Below are 18838 nucleotides of genomic sequence, written 5' to 3'. Positions count from 1 at the left end.
CGGAACGGATCGATCGGCCTTTGCTGCAAGACTCTCGTTGGCAAGGCTCAAATTGAGAGCGATAGCTGGCGCGTCGCGGCCGCCCTACTTGCCGTGGGTCTTCTTCGATTCGCGCCAGGTGTCGCGCGTCTGGCTGAAGAAGCACAGATCGAGCATCCGGTCGTCGGAACGGAATACCGCGGCACCGGCCAGGCCGGGCCCTGTTACCGTCAAATTTTTCCGCAAGCCATGTCGATCTGGCCCGGGCTGGATCGTCCACTCCATAGCGAGACAGTTTTGCGGGCTTGGGGCCCGCGGCTCGCCTCAGAGGGAGTTTTTGCATGCGCTTCATGTCTATCGTTACCTCCGCCCACACTGGAATGCCGACGCCGGAACTGATGGAGGCGATGGGCAAGCTTGCCGATCGCGAGATCAAGGCCGGCCGCATGATCGACATGGGCGGGCTGATGCCGCTCGCGTCAGGCGCGCAGGTGCGGATCAGGGACGGCGAGCTCAGCGTGGTCGACGGACCTTTCGTCGAGGCCAAGGAAGTGATCGGCGGCTACGCCATCTTCGAATTCCGCAACAAGGAGGAGGCGCTGGCCTCGGCGGTGGAGTTCATGCAGCTGCACAAGCAGCACATGCCGGGCTGGGAAGGGACCTGCGAGGTCCGCGCGATGGCCGGACCGGACGAGACAGGGTGTCAGGCCCAGGTCGACGTAGCCGCCCACGCGTGATGCGACGGGCCGACAAATCCAGCCGGCGGCCATGACGGCCGCCGGCATCGACGACACGACGCATCGCACGATCCTCGCGGTCTGGCGGATCGAGCAGCCGCGGCTGATCACCAGCCTGGCGCGGATGCTGCGCGACGTGCCGCTGGCCGAAGACCTGACGCAGGAAGCGCTGCTGGCGGCGCTCGAACATTGGCCCGCTACGGGCGTTCCGGAAAGCCCCGGCGCCTGGCTGATGGCCACTGCGAAACGCCGGGCGCTGGATCATCTGCGCCGCGGCCGGATGCTGGCGCGCAAGCACGGCATGGTCGCGCTCGACTTCGAGCAGGAGCAGCAGGCGATGCCCGATTTCGACGCCGCACTCGACGACGACATCGGTGACGAAATGCTGCGGCTGATCTTCACCGCCTGTCATCCGCGCCTGTCGCGCGAGGCCCGCGCCGCGCTGGCGCTGCGGATGATCTGCGGCCTGACCACCGGCGAGATCGCGCGCGCTTTCCTGCTGCCGGAGCCGACCATCGCCCAGCGCATCGTGCGCGCCAAGCGGACGCTGTCGGAATCGGGCTTGGCCTACGAGACCCCGCGCGGCGAGGAACTGTCAGAGCGGCTCGCCTCGGTGCTGGAGGTGGTCTATCTCATCTTCAACGAAGGCTATACCGCCGCGCGCGGCAACGATTGGCTGCGTCCCCAGCTCTGCCAGGAGGCGTTGCGGATGGCCCGCGTGCTCACCTCGATCGCGCCGCAGGAGCCTGAGGCGCACGGCATGCTGGCGCTGATGGAACTGAACGCCTCGCGGATGGCGGCGCGCACCGACGCCAAGGGTGAGCCGATCCTGCTGCTCGAGCAGAACCGCTCGCTGTGGGACCGGCTGCAGATCCGGCGCGGATTGCAGGCGCTGGCGCGGGCGCGCGAACTCGGCGGCGGCGGCTTCTACGTCTTGCAGGCCGCAATCATCGCCTGCCACGCCGAAGCGGCGACCGCCGATGCCACCGACTGGCGGCGTATTTCGGTGCTGTATGCGGAGCTGTCGGCGCTCGCGCGCTCGCCGATCGTCGAACTCAACCGCGCGGTGGCCGTCGGCATGGCCGAGGGCCCCGGGGCGGGGCTCGCGATCGTCGATGGCCTCGCGCATGAGCCGGTGCTCAGGAATTACCACCTGCTGGGCAGCGTTCGCGGCGACCTCTTGCACAAGCTCGGCCGATACGAGGAAGCGCGCGTCGCGCTCGAAGCGGCGGCGCAGCTCGCGGGCAACAGGCGTGAGCAGGAATTGCTGAAGCGGCGCGCCGCGGAGGCGGCCTGTCGAATCCCACGGCTATCGTGACGGGCCCGCCGTTACACCATCGCGCCAGCGGCCCGGCGTGACGCCGGTGACTCGCTTGAAGGCGCGGTTGAACGCAGCTTCGGATTCGTAGCCGACATCCGTCGCGATAGCGGCGAGGCTGTCGCTTCCGCTCCGAATTCGTTCGGCAGCCAGCTGCATCCGCCAGCCGGTGACATATTCGATCGGCGCCTGACCCATTACCGCGTTGAATCGCTCGGCGAGCACGGTGCGAGAGGCGCCGGCCTCGCGGGCCAATTCGTCCACCGTCCAGCGGCGGGCGGGTTCGCCGTGCACGCATTGCAGCGCGCGGCCGACGATCGGATCGTTCAATGCCGCGAACCAGCCGGTCGCACTCGCCGGCAGGCGAGCGGCGTAGCGGCGCAATACCTCGACGAACAACAACTCCATCAGCCGGCCGAGCATCAGTTCGGTCCCGGGCGCGGCGGCGTCCGCGAGCCCTAATATTTCCCTCACCGTGGACGTCAGGAGTGCGCTGACTTTGTCGTCACCGGTGCGATCGACCCACAATGGCGGCAGCGAACGAAACACCGGCGTGAACAGGAACTCCGAGGATTCGAGGAATCCGCACACCATGCGCGTTGCTTCCCCGCCGCCGCCGTGATTGACGGTCCACAACCCCTTGACGGGGCCAGGGCGCATGAGGTCCGGGCCGAAGGCCATCTCCGGCAATTCGCCGTTCCAGAACTTGTGCGAGTCCGCGAACGGCAACAGCAGGATGTCGCCGGCCGCCACGGTCCTTTGCTCGCCGGTCACGATCTCGATGGTGCAACCGCCGGCCGCGATCAGATGAAACACGCTGACATGGCGCAGATGCGCCATCGGCGTGCCGGCGTCGTATCGCCTTGGGCTGACGACGGCGAACGGCGTCGAAAAACGGGCATTGAGGAAAACCGATCCACTCAGCCGCACCGAACGCAGCATTTCGGCCAGCACGTCATAGCCGCCGCCGCTTTCCGGTGTAGCTGCAAACGAAGGCGGCGTTCCGATCATTGAGGGAACAGGCTCCCGATCTTACCCATCGGACATGGAAGCGCCGGTGCATTCCGACGCAACGCAAGACTAGCCGATCCGGACCGCGGTCATCAAGGAAATGACCCGCCCGGCAGAGGCTACAGCAGGAGAAATTCATGAGTGAGCGCATCTGGATCACGTCGCCGCGCGGCGCCGCCGTTTCAGCGCTCGCGGTAGCGGGCTTGGCGTCGATGCTGCTTGTTGCAGCATCGGCGCCCTCCGAAGCGGCGATGGGCAGCGCAAAGGGGTGCTGGAAAAAGCATGCTGCCTGCATCGCCCGCTGCGGCAGGGTATTCGATACTCCGGCCCGCAAGGATGCTTGCTACCGTCGATGCGACGCTCAAGTGGTGTCGTGTGTTCCTGCGGAGGGAAGCAGCAACGTTGAGACGCCGCCCGACCCGATCCATCCGAAGGGTGGCAATCCAGGCATGCCTCCGACCGGCGGCACCAGGGACGAGCCGAAAGCGCCACCGAGAGTGAACGACACGCGCCCGCCGATCGGCGGCGGCATCTTCCAGCGATCGGATGCCGGAACGAACGGACCGATCCTCCGTTCGGGCGGCGCCGGACAGCCGGTTCCTCATTCCGGCGGCACCAGCGGCCCGATCATGAAGTCAAACGGCGGAAACGGTCCGAACTTCAGGTCCAACGGACAGCGCTAGCACCGCGCTCGCACTGTCTCCCCGTCGGTGAACGCAAAGGAACGTTCAGCGGCAGAACACTCCCACCAAGTCCACGCAACCCCGACGCCCAGGAAAGAAAGCAAAGCCATGAACTCCGTCATTCAATTGAATGTCGCCACCGCCCGCCGCTTCACGATCGCCACCACGTTCGGCGCGCTGATGGCGCTCGGCGTCGCCGGTGCCGCGCTGCTCGGATCGCTCACGCCAGCTGCCGCCGAAAAGGCCGCCGCCGCGGGCTACATCCCCAAGCCGGACATTCGCGATCATCGCACCAAGCCCGTCGTTCGCGATCACCGGGCCGGCACCGCGACCGAGACCCGCGATCATCGCGAGGGCAGCGCGAGCGGCGGCGTGACCGTGACGGAGGGCAAGAGGCGCCCGCGCAAGGTGCCGTGTTACGGCAACCTCTGCGGCGTCTTCTGAGCGATCAGCCAGGGGCTGGGCCCGACGACTTCCGTTGTGTGCCGAGCGGCACGCAGCGGTCGCCCGGGGAAACGCCGGTGAGCGGTTCGACAGGCCGTGCCGCGGTTCGCATGAACACAACATCAGACGGAGACTGCAATGCGCAAATTCCTGGTTTCGACCGTTCTGTTGGCCGCACTCGCGCCCGCGTCCGCGGCCAGTCCCGAGGTGCCCGAGACGATCGCAGCGCCGGGCGAAGTCCTGGTCATGACGCTGCATGCGCAGGGCGCGCAGATCTACGAATGCAAGGCCGATACGTCCGGTAAGCTCGGCTGGCGATTTCGCGAACCGGTCGCCGCGCTGCTTGACCAAAGCGGCAGGTCCGTCGGCCGGCACTATGCCGGCCCGAACTGGGAGCTCAACGACGGCAGCGCCATCGTGGGAAGGATCGCCGGGCGTGCGGCGGGCGCGACAGCCAACGATATTACGCTGCTGAAACTCGACGTCACATCGCGGCGCGGGACCGGCGGGCTCGCAACCGTCACCACGATCCAGCGTCTCAACACCAGGGGTGGCGCGGCCGAAGGTCCTTGCGGGACAGAAGGCGCATTCCTGAGCGTGCCGTATGCGGCGGACTACGCCTTCCACGAAAGGCCCCGCTGAGGCCGCGCCGCTGCAGCGCTCCGCGAGCATTCGAGCGTCGCCGGCGGACGCCCGCGCCGCCATCCCGTTCAACAACGGAGAACGACAGTGAAAGCCCTTACGCAGAGTTCGGCTCGCCGCAACACGATCACGACCATTCACCCCAGCACTGACCGACGGTCGCGCTGAACAGAAGCACTCTTGCGCCTCCATCAACCCCAGCAATCAGGAGATACAGAAATGAACATTCAAGCAGCCATTCCCGGTGCCACGGATCTCTCTGCCGTCAAGGCTCGCCAGCAGGGCGCATGGTCCTCGGGCGACTATTCGGTCGTCGGCACGACGCTGCAGATCGTCGGCGAAACGCTCTGCGAAGCCGTCGACGTGCGTAGCGGACAGCGCGTCCTCGACGTCGCCGCCGGCAACGGCAATGCGACCCTTGCCGCGGCTCGCCGCTTCGCCGACGTCGTGTCGACGGATTATGTCGGCGCGCTGCTCGAGCGCGGCCGCGAGCGTGCCGAGGCCGACCGCCTGCAGGTCACGTTCCGCGAAGCCGACGCGGAAAATCTCCCCTTCTCGAACGACAGCTTCGACGTCGTCCTTTCGACCTTTGGCGTCATGTTCACTCCGGACCAGGAACGGGCCGCGGGCGAACTGATGCGGGTTTGCTGCCCCGGCGGCAAGATCGGCCTTGCCAACTGGACGCCGGAGAGTTTTGTCGGTCAGCTGTTCAAGACGATCGGCAAATACGTTCCGCCGGCGCCGGGCCTGCAGTCGCCGGCGCTGTGGGGCAAGAAGGCCCATCTCGACAGCCTGTTCGGCGCGAATGCGATCGTTGCGGCGGAGAGCCAGTATTTCACGTTCCGCTACAAGTCGCCCGAGCACATGCTCGAGGTCTTCCGCAGCTATTACGGCCCGGTTCACAAAGCGTTCGCGGCAATCGATCCGCAGGCGCGCGAATGGCTCAAGACCGATCTGTACGCGCTGATCGACGAGTTCAACGTCGCGTCGGACGGTACGCTGGTCGTCCCCAGCGAGTACCTGGAAGTCGTCATCACACGGCGCTGACGCCGGGCGCGCTCTTCAAGGCTTGCAACAGGAAAGAATTTGCCATGAAACTTGCTCAACATTCGTCGGCCGTCCGTTTGATCGCCCTCGCGCTCGGCTCCGCCGCGATCGTCGGCGGCACCGCGTCGCTGCCCGCCGCAGAACCGCATCATACGGTTGTTTCCGGCGATGCCGTCAATTGGGGTGCGGCTCCGCCATCCTTGCCGTCTGGCGCGCGGGCGGCGGCCCTGCTCGGCAGCCCCGCCAAGGAGGGACCGTTCGTGCTTCGCCTCAAATTTCCCGCGGGCTTCACGATCCCGCCGCATCGGCATTCGAAGGACGAACTCGTCACCGTCATTTCAGGAGGCTTCGCGATCGGGTCTGGCGAGAAGCTGGACCGCGCGTCGTCGAAGCCGCTGCCCCCGGCGAGCTTCGTTCACCTTCCCGCGGGGATGCCGCACTACGCCTGGACCGAAATCGAAACCGTCGTCCAGGTCAACGGAGTGGGTCCCTTCGATGTCCTCTACATCGATCCGGCGGACGATCCGCGCAACAAATGATCAGTCGGGATCGCAGCCGTCGCTGACGGCGATGAGCTGCGATCTTCCGAACTTGCTGCGCCCGGCAAGGCGAAGCGATTGACGCTGTTTCGCGGTACTGCGCCTATTCCCGGATGTCGATCACGATCTTGCCGGCGGCGTCGCTCTCGACCGCATCGTAGGCGTCGTCCACATTTGCCAGGGTAAAATGCCTCGGGTCGACGCGGGGCACGAGCTTGCCGGCTTCGATCAGTCTTGTGGCTTCGCGCAGGATGTCGCCGTGATGCGCGCGACCCTCGCGCGTCAGCAACGGCAGCAGCGTGAAGACGCCCGAATAGCTGGCGGCGCGAAACGACAGCGGCGCCAGTGCGTGGGAGCCCCAGCCGAGCGCGCTGACGACATGGCCGAAGCGGGCGACCGCATTGAACGATGCGTCGAGCGTCGCGCCGCCGACGGTGTCGTAGACGATGTCGAAGCCGCGTCCGCCGGTGTGCCGGGCGACATGGTCTTCGCCCGGATGTGCCCGGTAATCGATCGCCGTGGCGCCGAGCCGTTCGATCAACGCGCGGTTTGCCGCCGAGCCGGTCGCAAACACCTCGGCGCCGAAGGCGCGGGCGAGCTGAACGGCGATGTGACCGACGCCGCCGGCGCCGCCATGGACCAGCACCTTCTGCCCGGAATGCACCGCCGCGCGATCGACCAATCCTTCCCAGGCGGTGATGAAGTTCAGCGGCAGGCTGGCCGCCTCGCGCATGCTGAGGTTGGCGGGCTTTGGCGCCAGCAGGCTGGCGTCGACCGCCGCATATTCCGCCTGCGCGCCCTGCAGCCCGCCGACGCCTCCGGTCATCCCGAAGACTTCGTCGCCCGGCCGGAACGCCGTCACGCCGGCACCGACCGCTTCGATGACGCCGGCGAGATCGAGGCCGAGGATCGCGGGCAATGGCTGGCGCGCATGGGCGGCCTTGCCGGCCCGGATCTTGGCGTCGAGCGGGCTCGCGGTGGCGGCCTCGATGCGGACCAGAACCTCGCCCGGGCCGGGCTGCGGTCTGGCGACGCGCGCGATCCGGAACGGCGCATGGTGGCTATCGAGAACGGCGGCTTGCATGGTGTTTTCCGATGACATGGCGAGGCCTCTTTGTTGCCTCCGGTATCTGGGACATCTAGAATTGTTTGGAAATCGATAGAATTGAACTTTCATCATTCATAAATGAATGGATACGGATTCTGATGGAATGGAGCGACCTGCGGATCTTTCTCGCTGTCGCACGCGAGGGCACGCTCGGCGCGGCGGCGCGGAAGCTTGGCCAGAGTCAGCCGACGATGGGCCGGCGCCTGCGCGCATTGGAGCGCTCGGTCGGCCACACCCTGTTCCAGCGCACCGGTGACGGTTTCGTGCTCACCGACGAAGGCTCGATCGTTCTTTCGCATGCCGAACGGATGGAGGAAGAGGCGCTGGCGTTTCAGCGCCAGCTGGCGGGGCACGAACGGCAACTCGAGGGCATGCTGCGCGTCTCGTCGTCGGACTGGTTCGGCGCCCACATCCTGACGCCGGTGCTGGCCGAGTTCGCGAAGGCGCAGCCGCGCGTGGTCGTGGAATTGCTGACCGATGCACGCCTCTACAGCCTGCCGCGGCGCGAGGCCGACATGGTGTTCCGGATCCGGCCGTTCGACGAGGCCGAGGTGATTTCACGGCGGCTGATGCACATCGACTACGGCGTCTATGTCAGGTCCGGCAGCGCCTTTCGCCCGCGCCTGGGCGACGGCAAGGGAACGCCGCTGATCACGATGGACACTGCATTCGGCGGCATGGCGGACGCGGTCTGGCTGAAACGGATCCTGCCGAACGCGCATGTCGTATCGCGCAGCAATAATCGCGACGTGCAGGCAAGGCTATGCGCCGCAGGTACAGGCCTCGCGGTGCTGCCGCGGCCGCTTGGCGACGCGCTCGCCGGCGTGGAGCGGATCGATCTCGGCGAAGAGCCGCCGGGCCGCGACACCTATGTCGGCTATCACCGCGATCTCAAGCGGCTGACGCGGCTGCGCGCGCTGCTCGACCTCGTGATCGAACGGCTGGCGGATTGAACGGGATGCGCTGCGGGCGTAGCGCGCAAGATGGTCCCGTTTTGATACTCGTCATCGCAAACTTCCGTTTGCTTCCATGGGCCCCCGGCCGCATGATGGCCTCCGTGTCGATCCGGTCATCGGAAAGCGTGATGACAAGCCGTCGAACTGGAGTCCGCTTGCTGTTTCCGACCGATCTCGCCTCGTTCCTCGAACTCATCCGCCAACACGGCGATGCGGCCTACAGCCTGATGTTCGCGTGGGCAACTTCGCACAGCCTGCTGCTCACGCTGTTCGCGGGCTATGCGGCGCATTCAGGCGCGCTGAGCCTCGGCACTCTCATCATGGTCTGCTGGTTCGGCAGCTTCGCCGGCGACGTCATCCGGTTCTGGATCGGGCGGCGTTTCGGCACCCGCTGGCTCGGGTCCTTCCCCAGGGTAGAGCGCGCCGTCCAGATCGCGGCCCGGCTGGCTGACCGTCACTACGTCTGGATGATCCTGTTCCATCGCTACCCGCACGGCATTCGCGGCGTCGCGGGCATTGCCTATGGGATATCGCAGCTGCCCTGGTCGACCTTCCTGGCGCTCAATTTCGCCGCGGCGGGCCTGTGGTCGTGCGCGATCGTCTCGGTTGGCTATGCCTTCGGCCAGGTCTCGGAGAAGGTCATGAACGATGCCTCTTCGGGCCTCGGCTTCGCGATGCTTTTCGCGTTCCTCGGCGTCTCCTGGATAGTGAGCAGGAAGCTCGAGCGTGCCGTCGAACAGACCTGATGCGGGGACGTAAGTCCTTCCCGCCATTGAAGCGATCGCCACGGATCGGCACCATCAAATCAATTTCATCCCCTTCAAGCTCGCATGCCCGTTCTTGCCGACGATGATGTGGTCGTGCACGGAAATGCCGAGCGGGGTGTCGATGTCGACGATCGCGCGTGTCATCTGGATGTCGGCCTGCGACGGCGTCGGATCGCCGGAGGGGTGGTTGTGCATCAGTCCAGCATATTTCATAAAATGATGAAATTGCAGGGTTGTGATTTTTTCGATGGTTCTGGCATGCAAATTGGATTGGGAAACGCGCTCGTCTCCGGGCCGGTGCTGCAGCTGCTGTATGGTGTGATACATCCGTCAGGGGATATGGGGAGCGCGGCGAGCAGCAACCAGCGGCGGCTGATCATGAGGCCTGCTGATCCCCAACTCAGCGCGTCGATAGATCTCTAGCTGGAGGCTTTTATCGTCTTCTTGAGAGGATGAATGGTCTCTCCCCGAGCCAACATCTCGACGAACTGTTCGATGCGCTTAGCCCGTGTCGCTGGTTGCTTGGTGTTGTTCACACGGTAGATGATCGCATAGCGGTTCGCGCGATCCAGCGTTTCGAAGAAACGACTTGCGGCCGCGTTCAGTGCCAAAGCCTTCGCCAGATCGCTCGGTGTTTCAGCATTTCCCTGCGAGGCATAAGCGGCGACCCATCTTCCATCGCTCTTCGCCGCCTCGACCTCGGCGAGCCCAGCCGGTTTCATGCGCCCCTCCTGTGCCAAGCGCTCAGCGGTCGCCCGGTTTTTGGCGGACCATAGTCCGCCGGGACGGCGGGGTGTCATCCGCACGAGGAAGTAATGGTCATCGAACTTGTCGAGTTGGCCGTCGATCCACCCGCAGCAGAGTGCGGCCTCGATCGCTTCGTCCTTACTGATCGTGGCGACGGGCGCTCCCAGTTTGGAAAGCTTAAGCCAGAAGCCTTTGGAGCCTTTCGATTCCCCGGTCATATGGGCTTCAATGTCCCGGCTGCTCGAAAAGGCCAGAATCGGTTCGTTTCGATCTTTCACCTGTTTCTCCCGAGATACCTTCTACCTTCTACCTTCTACCTTCTACCGCTCGGCGCGACTTGTATAAACACGCAGAGCGCATCAGTATCGGCCCGGGCTTACTCCAGTGATTATTTTGAAGTCCCTCGTAAAGTGGGCTTGATCGAAATAACCGAGGTCCTGCGCCAGCGCGGACAGATTCATATTCGCGCCGGTATCCAGCCGCGCCAAAGCATCCTGAAGCCGGAAACAACGAATGAGCCACTTTGGGGAGATACCGAGGGTGCGGCGGCAAATATCCTGGATCGATCGCGCCGAGAGGGAAACGGCCTCGGCAAGGTCCGAAACGGCAAGGATGGATCGGTGGGTTTCGGCCACTTGAACAATCTCTTCCGCCTTTAGCGAGAACGCATCATGCTTCGGATTCTGGCGGCGGAGGTAAGCCTCGATTTCCTTCACGGCGATTTCCGGATCATCCAGCTCCCAGTTGGAAGGCTTCACTGAAAGGAGGCTTTCGGCCGGGATCGACTTGTCGCGAAGAACGAATGGTCGTTCGATGCCGAGAGCACGCATCGCCCCCGGCGTCAGCTTCGCTCCGAACGCACAGCCCGAGCCTTCAAGTCGTTGGACGGCCGCTTGGGTGGCCACTCCGAAGATTGTGGCGCATCCCCCGCTGACGACCAGGTTGGCGCAGGGATAGGGAAGAATGGGTTGTATCCGAATCTCTCCAGCGGGGACGTTCCATTGAGCCGACCATATCCGCTGAACATAGGGGGCGAGAGCCTCTGAGGGCTCGAACCAGCGCAGGATACGCTCGTCTGTGCGGACATCGGACTTGAGCAGCCCTCTAATCGGAAGAGTGACGCCGCTCTCCTCTGACATTTCATCAACCTTTCTCAATCCCGATCGCTGCGGGTTTCTACAAGAAGGAGCCCCTGTGGTTCGATATGTTCTGAGAATCAGAATTGGAGAAACACATGATCCTATATTACAGCCCTCAGACTCGCGCATTCCCTGTACTGTGGGCTCTCGAAGAAATCGGCTCGGAATACGAACTGAAGATTATCAATTTACGGCAAGGAGCACAGAAGGCCGACGATTATCGACGGCTCAATCCGATGATGAAAGTGCCTACGCTGGCGGACGGTGAAACCGTCGTGACCGAAACCGGCGCTATCCTTCTCCATCTTGTCGACAATCCGGCCACTTCGAACCTTATACCGCAACGCGGCGATCCGCGCCGTGCGGCCTGCATCAAATGGCTCTTCTTCGTCGGCTCCAATCTTGAGCCCGCGATGGGCGAACGCTTCCAAGGCTGGACACCCAACCCTTACTACAATGGTTGGGGTGATTTTGACAGGGTGCAGGACGTCATGTCCGCCGCCCTGACACAGGGGCCGTGGCTTCTCGGCGAGCAGTTCACGGTGGCCGACATATATCTCGCTGCGGACCTCAGGATCGCTCGGATGGGAGATCTTATCGCTGCCGATCTTGCTCCCTTTGCTGACTACCTCCATCGCATTGAAAGTCGGCCCGCGTTCATTCGGACACAGGAGCTCGATGCGAGGGTTGCCGCTCGTTCCGATGGTGCCTGAAGGACGTTCTGCTCTGTGTCGCAGGGCATCAGCCGGGCTATTCAAATCAGCCGCATCCCCTTCAAACTCGCATGCCCGTTCTTGCCGACGATGATGTGGTCGTGCACGGAAATCCCGAGCGGGGCGGCGATATCGACGATCGCTTTCGTCATAGTGATATCCGCCTGCGACGGCGTCGGATCGCCGGAGGGATGGTTGTGCACCAGGATGATGGCGGTGGCGGACAGTTCCAGCGCGCGCTTGATCACCTCGCGCGGATAGACCGGGGTGTGGTCGACGGTGCCGGTCTGCTGCACCTCGTCCGCGATCAGCTGGTTGCGCTTGTCGAGGAACAGGATGCGGAACTGCTCCTTGTCGGCGAACGCCATGGCGGTGCGGCAATAGTCGATCACGTCATTCCATGACGACAGCGCGGTGCGCTGCTTCAACTCGCCCTTGGCGACGCGGTGTGCCGCCGCCGCGATCAGCTTGAGCTGATGGATCGAGGCATCGCCGATGCCGTCGACTTCCCGCAACCGTGTCTCCGGCGCGTGGATGACCTCGGCGAATGAGCCGAATGTCTTGAGCAGCAATTTGGCGAGCGGCTTGGTGTCGCGCCGGGGCAGGGCGGCGAACAGCGCCAGTTCGAGCAATTCATAGTCGCTCAGCGCATCGGGCCCGGCGCGCTGAAAGCGCTCGCGCAGCCGCGTCCGGTGGCCGTGGTAATGCGGCGTCTCGGCGGGTCCGGGCTGATCTTGCTCGTCGCTGGGTTTTGCGGCCATCGGCGCAAACATGCCGTGCCGGCCAGGTTTTGCAACCAAGAAGTGTCACGGGGCCGGTCCGGCCCGCCGGAAATCTACGCCGCGGCCGGCGGCTTTTCGGCGTGGCGTTCCGACAGCGTGAAGATCTCGACGCCGGTGGCCGTCACGCCGACCGAATGCTCGAACTGCGCCGACAGCGAGCGGTCGCGGGTGACCGCTGTCCAGCCGTCGGACAGGATCTTCACATGCGGCTTGCCGAGATTGATCATCGGCTCGATGGTGAAGAACATGCCGGGCTTCAGCGGCACGCCTTCGCCGGGCCGGCCGACATGGATGATGTTCGGCTCGTCGTGGAACATGCGCCCGAGGCCGTGGCCGCAGAAGTCGCGCACCACGCTCATGCCCTGCGGCTCGACGAAACTCTGGATGGCATGGCCGATGTCGCCGGTGGTGGCGCCCGGCTTCACCGCGGCGATGCCGCGCATCATCGCCTCATAGGTCACCTCGATCAGCCGCTCGGCCTTGCGGGCGATCGGGCCGATCGCATACATCCGGCTGGAATCGCCGTACCAGCCCTCGACGATGAAGGTGACGTCGATGTTGATGATGTCGCCTTCCTTCAGCACCCGGTCGCCGGGCATGCCGTGGCAGACCACATGGTTGATCGAGGTGCAGGTCGAATAGCGGTAGCCGCGATACATCAAAGTGGCGGGAAAGGCGCCATGGCGGAAGGCGAAGTCGCGGACGAATTCGTCGATGACGGAGGTCGGAATGCCCGGCTTGACGATATCGGTCAGCTCATCGAGGCATTTGGCGACCAGCGCGCCTGCCTTGCGCATGCCCGCGAACCCGCTCGGCCCATGCAGCTTGATCTGTCCGGTCTTGCGCAAGGAGGTATCTGTCGCTTCGATGTAGCTCATGGGGCGGATCGTCTTGGCGGGAGGTGAATTGAGGCCCCAATCTAGTGATCGGAGCGACCGGTCGCAAGCGCGGGTTGGGCCTCAACGGGTCGGAACCTCGACCATGGTTTCGACCGGCAGCGCCCCGCCGCGGACGCGGATTTCGCGCACCGGGTAGGGCACGCGGATGCCTTCGCGCTTGAAGGCGTCCCACAGCGCCAGCATCACCTCGCTCTTCACGCTATCCATGCCGTCGGGGTCGGCGATCCAGAAAGTCAGGGAAAACTTCATCCCGTGCTCGGCGAATTCGGTCAGAAGGCAGTTCGGCGGCTTGCTCTTGATGGCGCGCGGTGCGGCCGCGGCGATATCGATCGCGAGTTTGCAGACCAGCCGTGGATCGGCGTCGTAATTGGTGCCGAAACTGACCTTCACCAGCGTGTTCTTGTCGGTATAGGTCCAGTTGACGACTTTCTGCGTCACCAGGTCCTCGTTCGGAATCAGGAATTCGCGGCCGTCGCCGGCGGCGACCGAGATATAACGTGTCTTCATCGCGCTGATGCGGCCCGAGCTGTCGCCGATGGTGACGAGATCGCCCGGCTTCACCGATTTGTCCGCCAAAAGGATGATGCCCGAGATGAAGTTGGCGACGATCTTCTGCAGGCCGATACCGATACCGACGCCGACCGCGCCGGAGAACACCGCCAGCGCCGAGAGGTTGATGCCGACCGCGCTGAGCGCGATCGCGATCGCGACCACCATCAGCCCCATCCGGATCATCTTGACCAGCAGCACCTGGATCGACGGGGTCAGGTCGGCCGAGCGGTTGATCCGGCTTTCGACGAAATTGCTGGCGATGTTGGTCAGCCACAAGGCCAGGATCAGCAGCGCGCCGAGCTTGATCAGCACCAGCGGCGTCAGCCTGAGGTCGCCGAGCACGATCGAAACCGAGTCCAGCGCGTCGATCGCCGGCCCGAGCTGGCCGATGATGCTGAGCGCTGCGATCGCCCATGCCGACAGCGATACCAGCCGGACGATGAAGGCGTTGCGGATCACCGAAGTAATCAGCCGGATCAGCAGCCAGGCGAGCGCGAGCTTGGCGGCGACCGCCAGCAGATAGCTGCGGCTCGGCCAGGTCGACGCCAGCATGACCACCCGCGCCAGCGTCATCAGTGCCGCGAACACCGCCGTCGGCGCGCTGCCGACCAGCACGCGCATGAACAGCCGGAACGGTGCCGGCCAGCCCATCGCAACCGAGGTGACGTCGACCTTGGCGCGCACGGCCGCGCCGGAGGCGTAGGCGATCCCCGCGGCGGTCAGGATCAGCCCCAGCTGCAGATAGAACCACGGCGAGGTGACCTCCGCGCCGACCGAACGCGCCGCGGATTGCAGGAATTCGGTGATCTCGTTCAGGTCCATCGTCAAAATCTCGTCGCAGGCAGATCGGGAGCAAACTTGATTCGAATAACCGGCAGATTCCCATAATGGCGGCGCCGGCGCCATCGATACGACACCCCGGTGAAGTCAATTAAGGCCGGAAAATCGGGCACATCGCGGCTCCCGACAGAAATGGGTTGGCGTCCAACTGTGGCGACGATAAGGATGAAAGTGCAAGTATTTGCACGCATTTCCGGAGGTTCATGGCTTCTCTCGACCAGGTCAGCATAGCCATCCTGCTTGGCGCGGTTCTGGTGATGGCCGGCATCCTGTCGAGCCTGCTCGCGCTGCGCTTCGGCGCGCCCTTGCTGCTGGTATTTCTGTTCATCGGCATGCTGGCCGGCGATTCCGGCCCCGGCCAGGTGCGGTTCGACGACGTGCGCTCCACCTATCTGGTTGGATCAGTGGCGCTGGCCCTGATCCTGTTCGACGGCGGCCTGCGAACCCGGTTTCAGAGCATCCGCGCGGTGCTGGCGCCGTCGATGGTGCTGGCGACCATCGGCGTGCTGCTGACGGCGCTGATTACCGCGCCGATCGCCAAATACGTGCTCGATCTGAACTGGACCGAGGCGCTGCTGGTCGGCGCCGTGGTGGCCTCGACCGATGCCGCCGCGGTGTTTCTGCTGGTGCATGCGCAGGGCTTGCGCCTGCGGCCCCGCGTCGGCGCGACGCTGGAGGCCGAATCCGGCACCAACGATCCGTTCGCGGTGTTTCTGACCTTGATGCTGGTCGAACTGATTTCGATCGGCGAAAGCTCGGCCCTGCATGTGGCGCTGGAATTCACCCGCGAACTCGTGCTCGGCACCATCGTCGGCGTGGTCGGCGGCCGGCTGGTGGTGCTGGCGCTCAATCGCGTCGCGCTGCCGCAGGGCCTGCACGCGCCGTTCGTCGCCACCGCAGCACTGGTGGTCTTCGGCGCGGCCCAGATCGCGCACGCTTCCGGGTTTCTCGCGGTTTACCTCGCCGGCATCATCATCGGCAACCGGCCGACCCGGGCGCATAATTCGGTGGTGACCTTTCTCGACGCCGCGACCTGGCTGGCGCAGATCGTGATGTTCGTGCTGCTCGGCCTGCTGGTCTCGCCGCAGCGGCTGGTCAGCAGCATCGTTCCGGCCGTGATCGTGGCGTTCGCGCTGATGCTTCTGGCGCGGCCGATCGCGGTGTTTTTGTGTCTGGCGCCGTTCCGCTTCAACTGGCGGGAAAAGCTCTTCATCGCCTGGACCGGCCTGCGCGGCGCGGTTGCGATCTTCCTGGCCTCGATCCCGATGCTGGTCGGGCTGTCGAAGGCCTACCTCTATTTCGACGTCGCCTTCGTCGTCGTCATCATCTCGCTGCTGCTGCAGGGCTGGACGCTGGCGCCAGCCGCGCGTCGGCTGCATGTGGCGCTGCCGCGCGCCGATCGCGGGCCGCGGCGGGTCGAACTCGATCTGCCCGGCCAGCTGGAGCAGCAACTGGTCGGTTATTCCGTCCGCTCCAAGAGTCTGTATTTCCGGCGCGGCCTCATTCCATCCTGGTCGAAGCCGACGCTGGTGATCCGCGACCAGCGCATCCTGTCGCCCGCGGAAGCCGATCCGGTCGCGCCGGGCGACTACATCTATCTGCTGGCGCCGCCGGAAAAGGCCGAAGCGCTCGACCGTTTCTTCGTCGACATGGCGCCAAGCCCGGCGCCCGATCCGCATCTGCTCGGCGACTTCATGGTGTCGGGCGAACACACCCTTGGCGAGCTTGCCGGGATCTATGGCGTGGCGATTGATGAAGAGCAGGCGAAGCTGACGCTCGCCGACTATTTCGACGTTCATCTCGACCGCGCGCCGAAGGAAGGTGCGACGCTCGAACTCGACTCCATCGTGCTGGTGGCGCGCAGCATCTCGGGCGGCAGGGTCAGCGTTGTCGGTCTTCGGCTGCCCGAAGACGAGGAGGAGACGGCGCCGCTGACGCGGATGGCGTCCCTGAAGCGCAGGCTGTCGGAAATGTGGTCGTCGGTGGCGGGGATTTGAAGCGTGGGCTCACATGCTGAAGGGTGTCGGGTGAAATCTGGCCAAAGCGGGCGAGTGGATGCGAACGGCGGCCGGTCATGAAGGACGCCAGCACCGGCCATGCCGGACCCTCCGGTTCGCTGCCCGTCATCCTGGCGCTGGGCACGACGCAAACCATCGCATGGGCGTCGAGCTATTATCTTCCGGCGATACTCGCAGCACCCATCGCGCGCGATCTTGGTCTGGTGCCGACCTTCGTGTTCGGCGCGCTGTCGGGCGCGCTGGTGATCGCGGGTTTGCTGGGGCCGCGGGTCGGCCATGCCATCGATACCTTCGGCGGGCGCGGCCTGCTCGCGATCTCGAACGGCATCCTCGCGGCCGGACTGTTGTTGCTGTCCTTTGCCGGCGGCGCCTATGGACTGATCGCGGCCTGGGTCGTCATTGGCGTCGGCATGGGCATGGGGCTTTATGAGGCGGCGTTTGCGAGCCTGACCCGGATCTACGGAACCGCCGCGCGCCGGCCGATCACGGGCATCACGCTGATCGCGGGCTTTGCCAGCACCGTCGGCTGGCCGCTGACGACATGGCTCGACGTCGAGCTTGGCTGGCGCGCCACCTGTCAGGTGTGGGCGCTGATTCATCTCGTGCTTGCGCTGCCGCTCAATTTCATTCTGCCGCGCGTCGGTCCCCTGCAGCCGGTCACGGCTGCGGAAGAAGGTCCGGGGGTGACCAAGCGCAGCGAGGCCTTCACGATGACCGCGTTGGCCTACGTGTTCGCGGCGACCGGCTTCGTCAGTTCGGGGCTCTCGGCGGTGCTGCCGACCATGCTGGTGCAATTCGGCGCGACGCCGGCGGCGGCATTGTTCGCAGGCACGCTGGTCGGGCCTGCACAGGTCGCCGCGCGCCTGGTCGAGGCAGGCTGGCTCGCGCGCTATCACCCGCTGGTTTCGGCGCGACTCGCGACGCTGACGACCCCGGTTGGCGTCATCGCGCTTGCCCTCGGCGGGCCGCTGCTGGCGCCGGTCTTTGCGGCATTCTACGGCGCCGGCAACGGCATCCTCACGATCGCGCGCGGCACCCTGCCGCTGGCGCTGTTCGGGCCGCAAGGTTTCGGCCGCCGGGTCGGGCTGCTCTCGCTTCCGGCGCGCGCCACCGGCGCGCTTGCGCCGCTCGCGGTTGGCCTGATGGTGGAGCATATCGGCACCGGCGCGCTCTGGGTCTGCGCGCTCGCCTCGGTTTCGGCCTTCGGCGTGCTGCTGCTGCTGAGGTCGGGCCGCGCGGCATAGCCCCCGCAGCTATCGATAAGAACAGGCGGCGGTCATGCCGCCGACGGCATCGCCTTATGCATCAGGATGCTGCCGCCATGGTGCGGGAGCCTCGGATGCGGCGGAATCGCGGCGACGGCGACCTCGACGAAGCCCCTCAGCTTGTAGAATTTCAATGCGGGCGAATTATCGGCCCATACGTGCAGGCTCAGGCGGTCGTAACCGGCTTCCGCCGTGCGGGTTTCGGCCCAATCGAGCAATCTTGCCCCGATGCCTGAACCGCGATGTGCGTCGCTGACGGCCAGGCTGTTCAGGAACATGCTGCCCCAATCCTGCAGTTCCAGCATCGGCCGGACGTGGTCATGGCGCTCGGAGCCAAGCAACACATAATTGTCATCCTTCAGCATGTCGGCGGGAAAGACATTGGCGGCGCCGATGATCGCGCCGTCGTCGCCGAGGGATGCAATGCAGCAATTGCGGTATGAGACGGGATAGCGTTCGCTGCCGATGCCGGCCGACAACATATCCACTGCCGTCACGAACGGGATCAGTTCGTCGAACAGGAATTCGTAGAGGCCGCCGCCGGCGATGCACATGTAGCGCGCGAGCTCGCCGCTGTCGTCGGGGCGGGCCATGCGGTAGGTGATCTGAACCGGCATTTCCTGGGTGACTTTCAGAAGGACCAGCGGAGAGG

Annotated in this window: 21 protein-coding genes and 1 pseudogene; 12 read left to right on the top strand and 10 right to left on the bottom strand. The window is 64.9% G+C overall.

Annotated elements, in window-relative coordinates; genetic code table 11:
• Nucleotides 1–84: 84 nt before the first annotated feature.
• A complete protein-coding gene (locus KMZ68_RS26180; protein ID WP_256443691.1) occupies nt 85–213 on the bottom strand; it encodes a hypothetical protein in 129 nt (42 codons plus the stop codon).
• Between the two features lie 107 nt (nt 214–320).
• Between KMZ68_RS26180 and KMZ68_RS24710 the strand changes: the two genes are divergently transcribed.
• Both KMZ68_RS24710 and KMZ68_RS24705 read left to right on the top strand, forming a co-directional pair.
• Nucleotides 321–716, top strand: a complete 396-nt coding sequence (locus tag KMZ68_RS24710) for a YciI family protein (protein ID WP_215603920.1) — start codon at nt 321–323, stop codon at nt 714–716.
• Nucleotides 717–747: 31 nt separating this feature from the next.
• Nucleotides 748–2034, top strand: coding sequence for an RNA polymerase sigma factor (locus KMZ68_RS24705; protein ID WP_215613708.1), 1287 nt, complete (start codon nt 748–750; stop codon nt 2032–2034).
• Here the strand turns inward: KMZ68_RS24705 and KMZ68_RS24700 are convergent.
• Nucleotides 2026–3045, bottom strand: a complete 1020-nt coding sequence (locus tag KMZ68_RS24700) for an AraC family transcriptional regulator (RefSeq protein ID WP_215613707.1) — start codon at nt 3043–3045, stop codon at nt 2026–2028. The genes KMZ68_RS24705 and KMZ68_RS24700 overlap by 9 nt on opposite strands.
• A 137-nt stretch (nt 3046–3182) precedes the next feature.
• Here KMZ68_RS24700 and KMZ68_RS24695 point away from each other — a divergent pair, with 137 nt between their 5' ends.
• From KMZ68_RS24695 to KMZ68_RS24675, 5 genes are all read left to right on the top strand, one after another.
• Nucleotides 3183–3728, top strand: coding sequence for a hypothetical protein (locus KMZ68_RS24695; protein WP_215613706.1), 546 nt, complete (start codon nt 3183–3185; stop codon nt 3726–3728).
• 108 nt (nt 3729–3836) lie between these two features.
• Nucleotides 3837–4172: a hypothetical protein gene (locus tag KMZ68_RS24690; protein ID WP_215613705.1), complete on the top strand. Its 336-nt coding sequence runs from the start codon at nt 3837–3839 to the stop codon at nt 4170–4172.
• Between the two features lie 138 nt (nt 4173–4310).
• The gene (locus KMZ68_RS24685; RefSeq protein WP_215613704.1) at nt 4311–4814 is read left to right on the top strand and encodes a DUF3455 domain-containing protein; all 504 of its coding nucleotides are present in this window, start codon (nt 4311–4313) and stop codon (nt 4812–4814) included.
• A gap of 219 nt (nt 4815–5033) precedes the next feature.
• Complete coding sequence (locus KMZ68_RS24680; RefSeq protein WP_215613703.1) at nt 5034–5861, top strand: class I SAM-dependent methyltransferase; 828 nt, start codon at nt 5034–5036, stop codon at nt 5859–5861.
• Nucleotides 5862–5905: 44 nt separating this feature from the next.
• Nucleotides 5906–6400 (top strand): cupin domain-containing protein, encoded by a 495-nt coding sequence (locus KMZ68_RS24675; protein WP_215613702.1) that lies wholly within the window; start codon nt 5906–5908, stop codon nt 6398–6400.
• A gap of 103 nt (nt 6401–6503) precedes the next feature.
• On the opposite strand, the gene KMZ68_RS24670 is transcribed toward KMZ68_RS24675, so the two are convergent.
• A complete protein-coding gene (locus KMZ68_RS24670; protein ID WP_215613701.1) occupies nt 6504–7484 on the bottom strand; it encodes a zinc-dependent alcohol dehydrogenase family protein in 981 nt (326 codons plus the stop codon).
• A gap of 122 nt (nt 7485–7606) precedes the next feature.
• Between KMZ68_RS24670 and KMZ68_RS24665 the strand changes: the two genes are divergently transcribed.
• Nucleotides 7607–8461 carry a LysR family transcriptional regulator gene (locus tag KMZ68_RS24665; RefSeq protein ID WP_215613700.1) on the top strand — a complete coding sequence of 285 codons (855 nt, stop codon included), beginning with the start codon at nt 7607–7609 and terminating at the stop codon, nt 8459–8461.
• Between the two features lie 131 nt (nt 8462–8592).
• The gene (locus tag KMZ68_RS24660) at nt 8593–9210 is read left to right on the top strand and encodes a DedA family protein (RefSeq protein ID WP_215613699.1); all 618 of its coding nucleotides are present in this window, start codon (nt 8593–8595) and stop codon (nt 9208–9210) included.
• Between the two features lie 54 nt (nt 9211–9264).
• Here the strand turns inward: KMZ68_RS24660 and KMZ68_RS24655 are convergent.
• From KMZ68_RS24655 to KMZ68_RS24645, 3 genes and pseudogenes are all read right to left on the bottom strand, one after another.
• Nucleotides 9265–9429 (bottom strand): annotated as a pseudogene (locus tag KMZ68_RS24655) (JAB domain-containing protein); the annotation flags it as partial.
• 221 nt (nt 9430–9650) lie between these two features.
• Nucleotides 9651–10256, bottom strand: coding sequence for a YdeI/OmpD-associated family protein (locus tag KMZ68_RS24650; protein WP_249779466.1), 606 nt, complete (start codon nt 10254–10256; stop codon nt 9651–9653).
• A gap of 81 nt (nt 10257–10337) precedes the next feature.
• Nucleotides 10338–11117, bottom strand: a complete 780-nt coding sequence (locus KMZ68_RS24645) for an AraC family transcriptional regulator (RefSeq protein WP_215613698.1) — start codon at nt 11115–11117, stop codon at nt 10338–10340.
• Nucleotides 11118–11212: 95 nt separating this feature from the next.
• Between KMZ68_RS24645 and KMZ68_RS24640 the strand changes: the two genes are divergently transcribed.
• Nucleotides 11213–11830, top strand: a complete 618-nt coding sequence (locus KMZ68_RS24640) for a glutathione S-transferase family protein (protein ID WP_215613697.1) — start codon at nt 11213–11215, stop codon at nt 11828–11830.
• A 41-nt stretch (nt 11831–11871) separates the two neighbouring features.
• Here KMZ68_RS24640 and radC read toward each other — a convergent pair whose 3' ends face one another.
• From radC to KMZ68_RS24625, 3 genes are all read right to left on the bottom strand, one after another.
• Nucleotides 11872–12591: a RadC family protein gene (gene radC, locus KMZ68_RS24635; RefSeq protein WP_215613696.1), complete on the bottom strand. Its 720-nt coding sequence runs from the start codon at nt 12589–12591 to the stop codon at nt 11872–11874.
• Between the two features lie 74 nt (nt 12592–12665).
• Nucleotides 12666–13490: a type I methionyl aminopeptidase gene (gene map / locus KMZ68_RS24630; RefSeq protein WP_215613695.1), complete on the bottom strand. Its 825-nt coding sequence runs from the start codon at nt 13488–13490 to the stop codon at nt 12666–12668.
• A gap of 81 nt (nt 13491–13571) precedes the next feature.
• Nucleotides 13572–14885, bottom strand: a complete 1314-nt coding sequence (locus KMZ68_RS24625; RefSeq protein ID WP_371741389.1) for a mechanosensitive ion channel family protein — start codon at nt 14883–14885, stop codon at nt 13572–13574.
• Nucleotides 14886–15106: 221 nt separating this feature from the next.
• On the opposite strand from KMZ68_RS24625, the gene KMZ68_RS24620 reads away from it, so the two are divergent.
• Together KMZ68_RS24620 and KMZ68_RS24615 are read left to right on the top strand one after the other, a co-directional pair.
• The gene (locus tag KMZ68_RS24620) at nt 15107–16900 is read left to right on the top strand and encodes a potassium/proton antiporter (RefSeq protein ID WP_215613693.1); all 1794 of its coding nucleotides are present in this window, start codon (nt 15107–15109) and stop codon (nt 16898–16900) included.
• A gap of 77 nt (nt 16901–16977) precedes the next feature.
• A complete protein-coding gene (locus KMZ68_RS24615) occupies nt 16978–18165 on the top strand; it encodes an MFS transporter (protein WP_215613692.1) in 1188 nt (395 codons plus the stop codon).
• Nucleotides 18166–18197: 32 nt separating this feature from the next.
• On the opposite strand, the gene KMZ68_RS24610 is transcribed toward KMZ68_RS24615, so the two are convergent.
• A complete protein-coding gene (locus KMZ68_RS24610) occupies nt 18198–18803 on the bottom strand; it encodes a GNAT family N-acetyltransferase (RefSeq protein ID WP_215613691.1) in 606 nt (201 codons plus the stop codon).
• Between the last annotated feature and the right edge of the window lie 35 nt (nt 18804–18838).

It is taken from the genome of Bradyrhizobium sediminis, from assembly GCF_018736105.1.
Taxonomy (GTDB): Bacteria; Pseudomonadota; Alphaproteobacteria; order Rhizobiales; family Xanthobacteraceae; genus Bradyrhizobium.
Note: the sequence above shows the minus strand (reverse complement) of the source record. Positions and strands in the feature narration are given on the sequence as shown.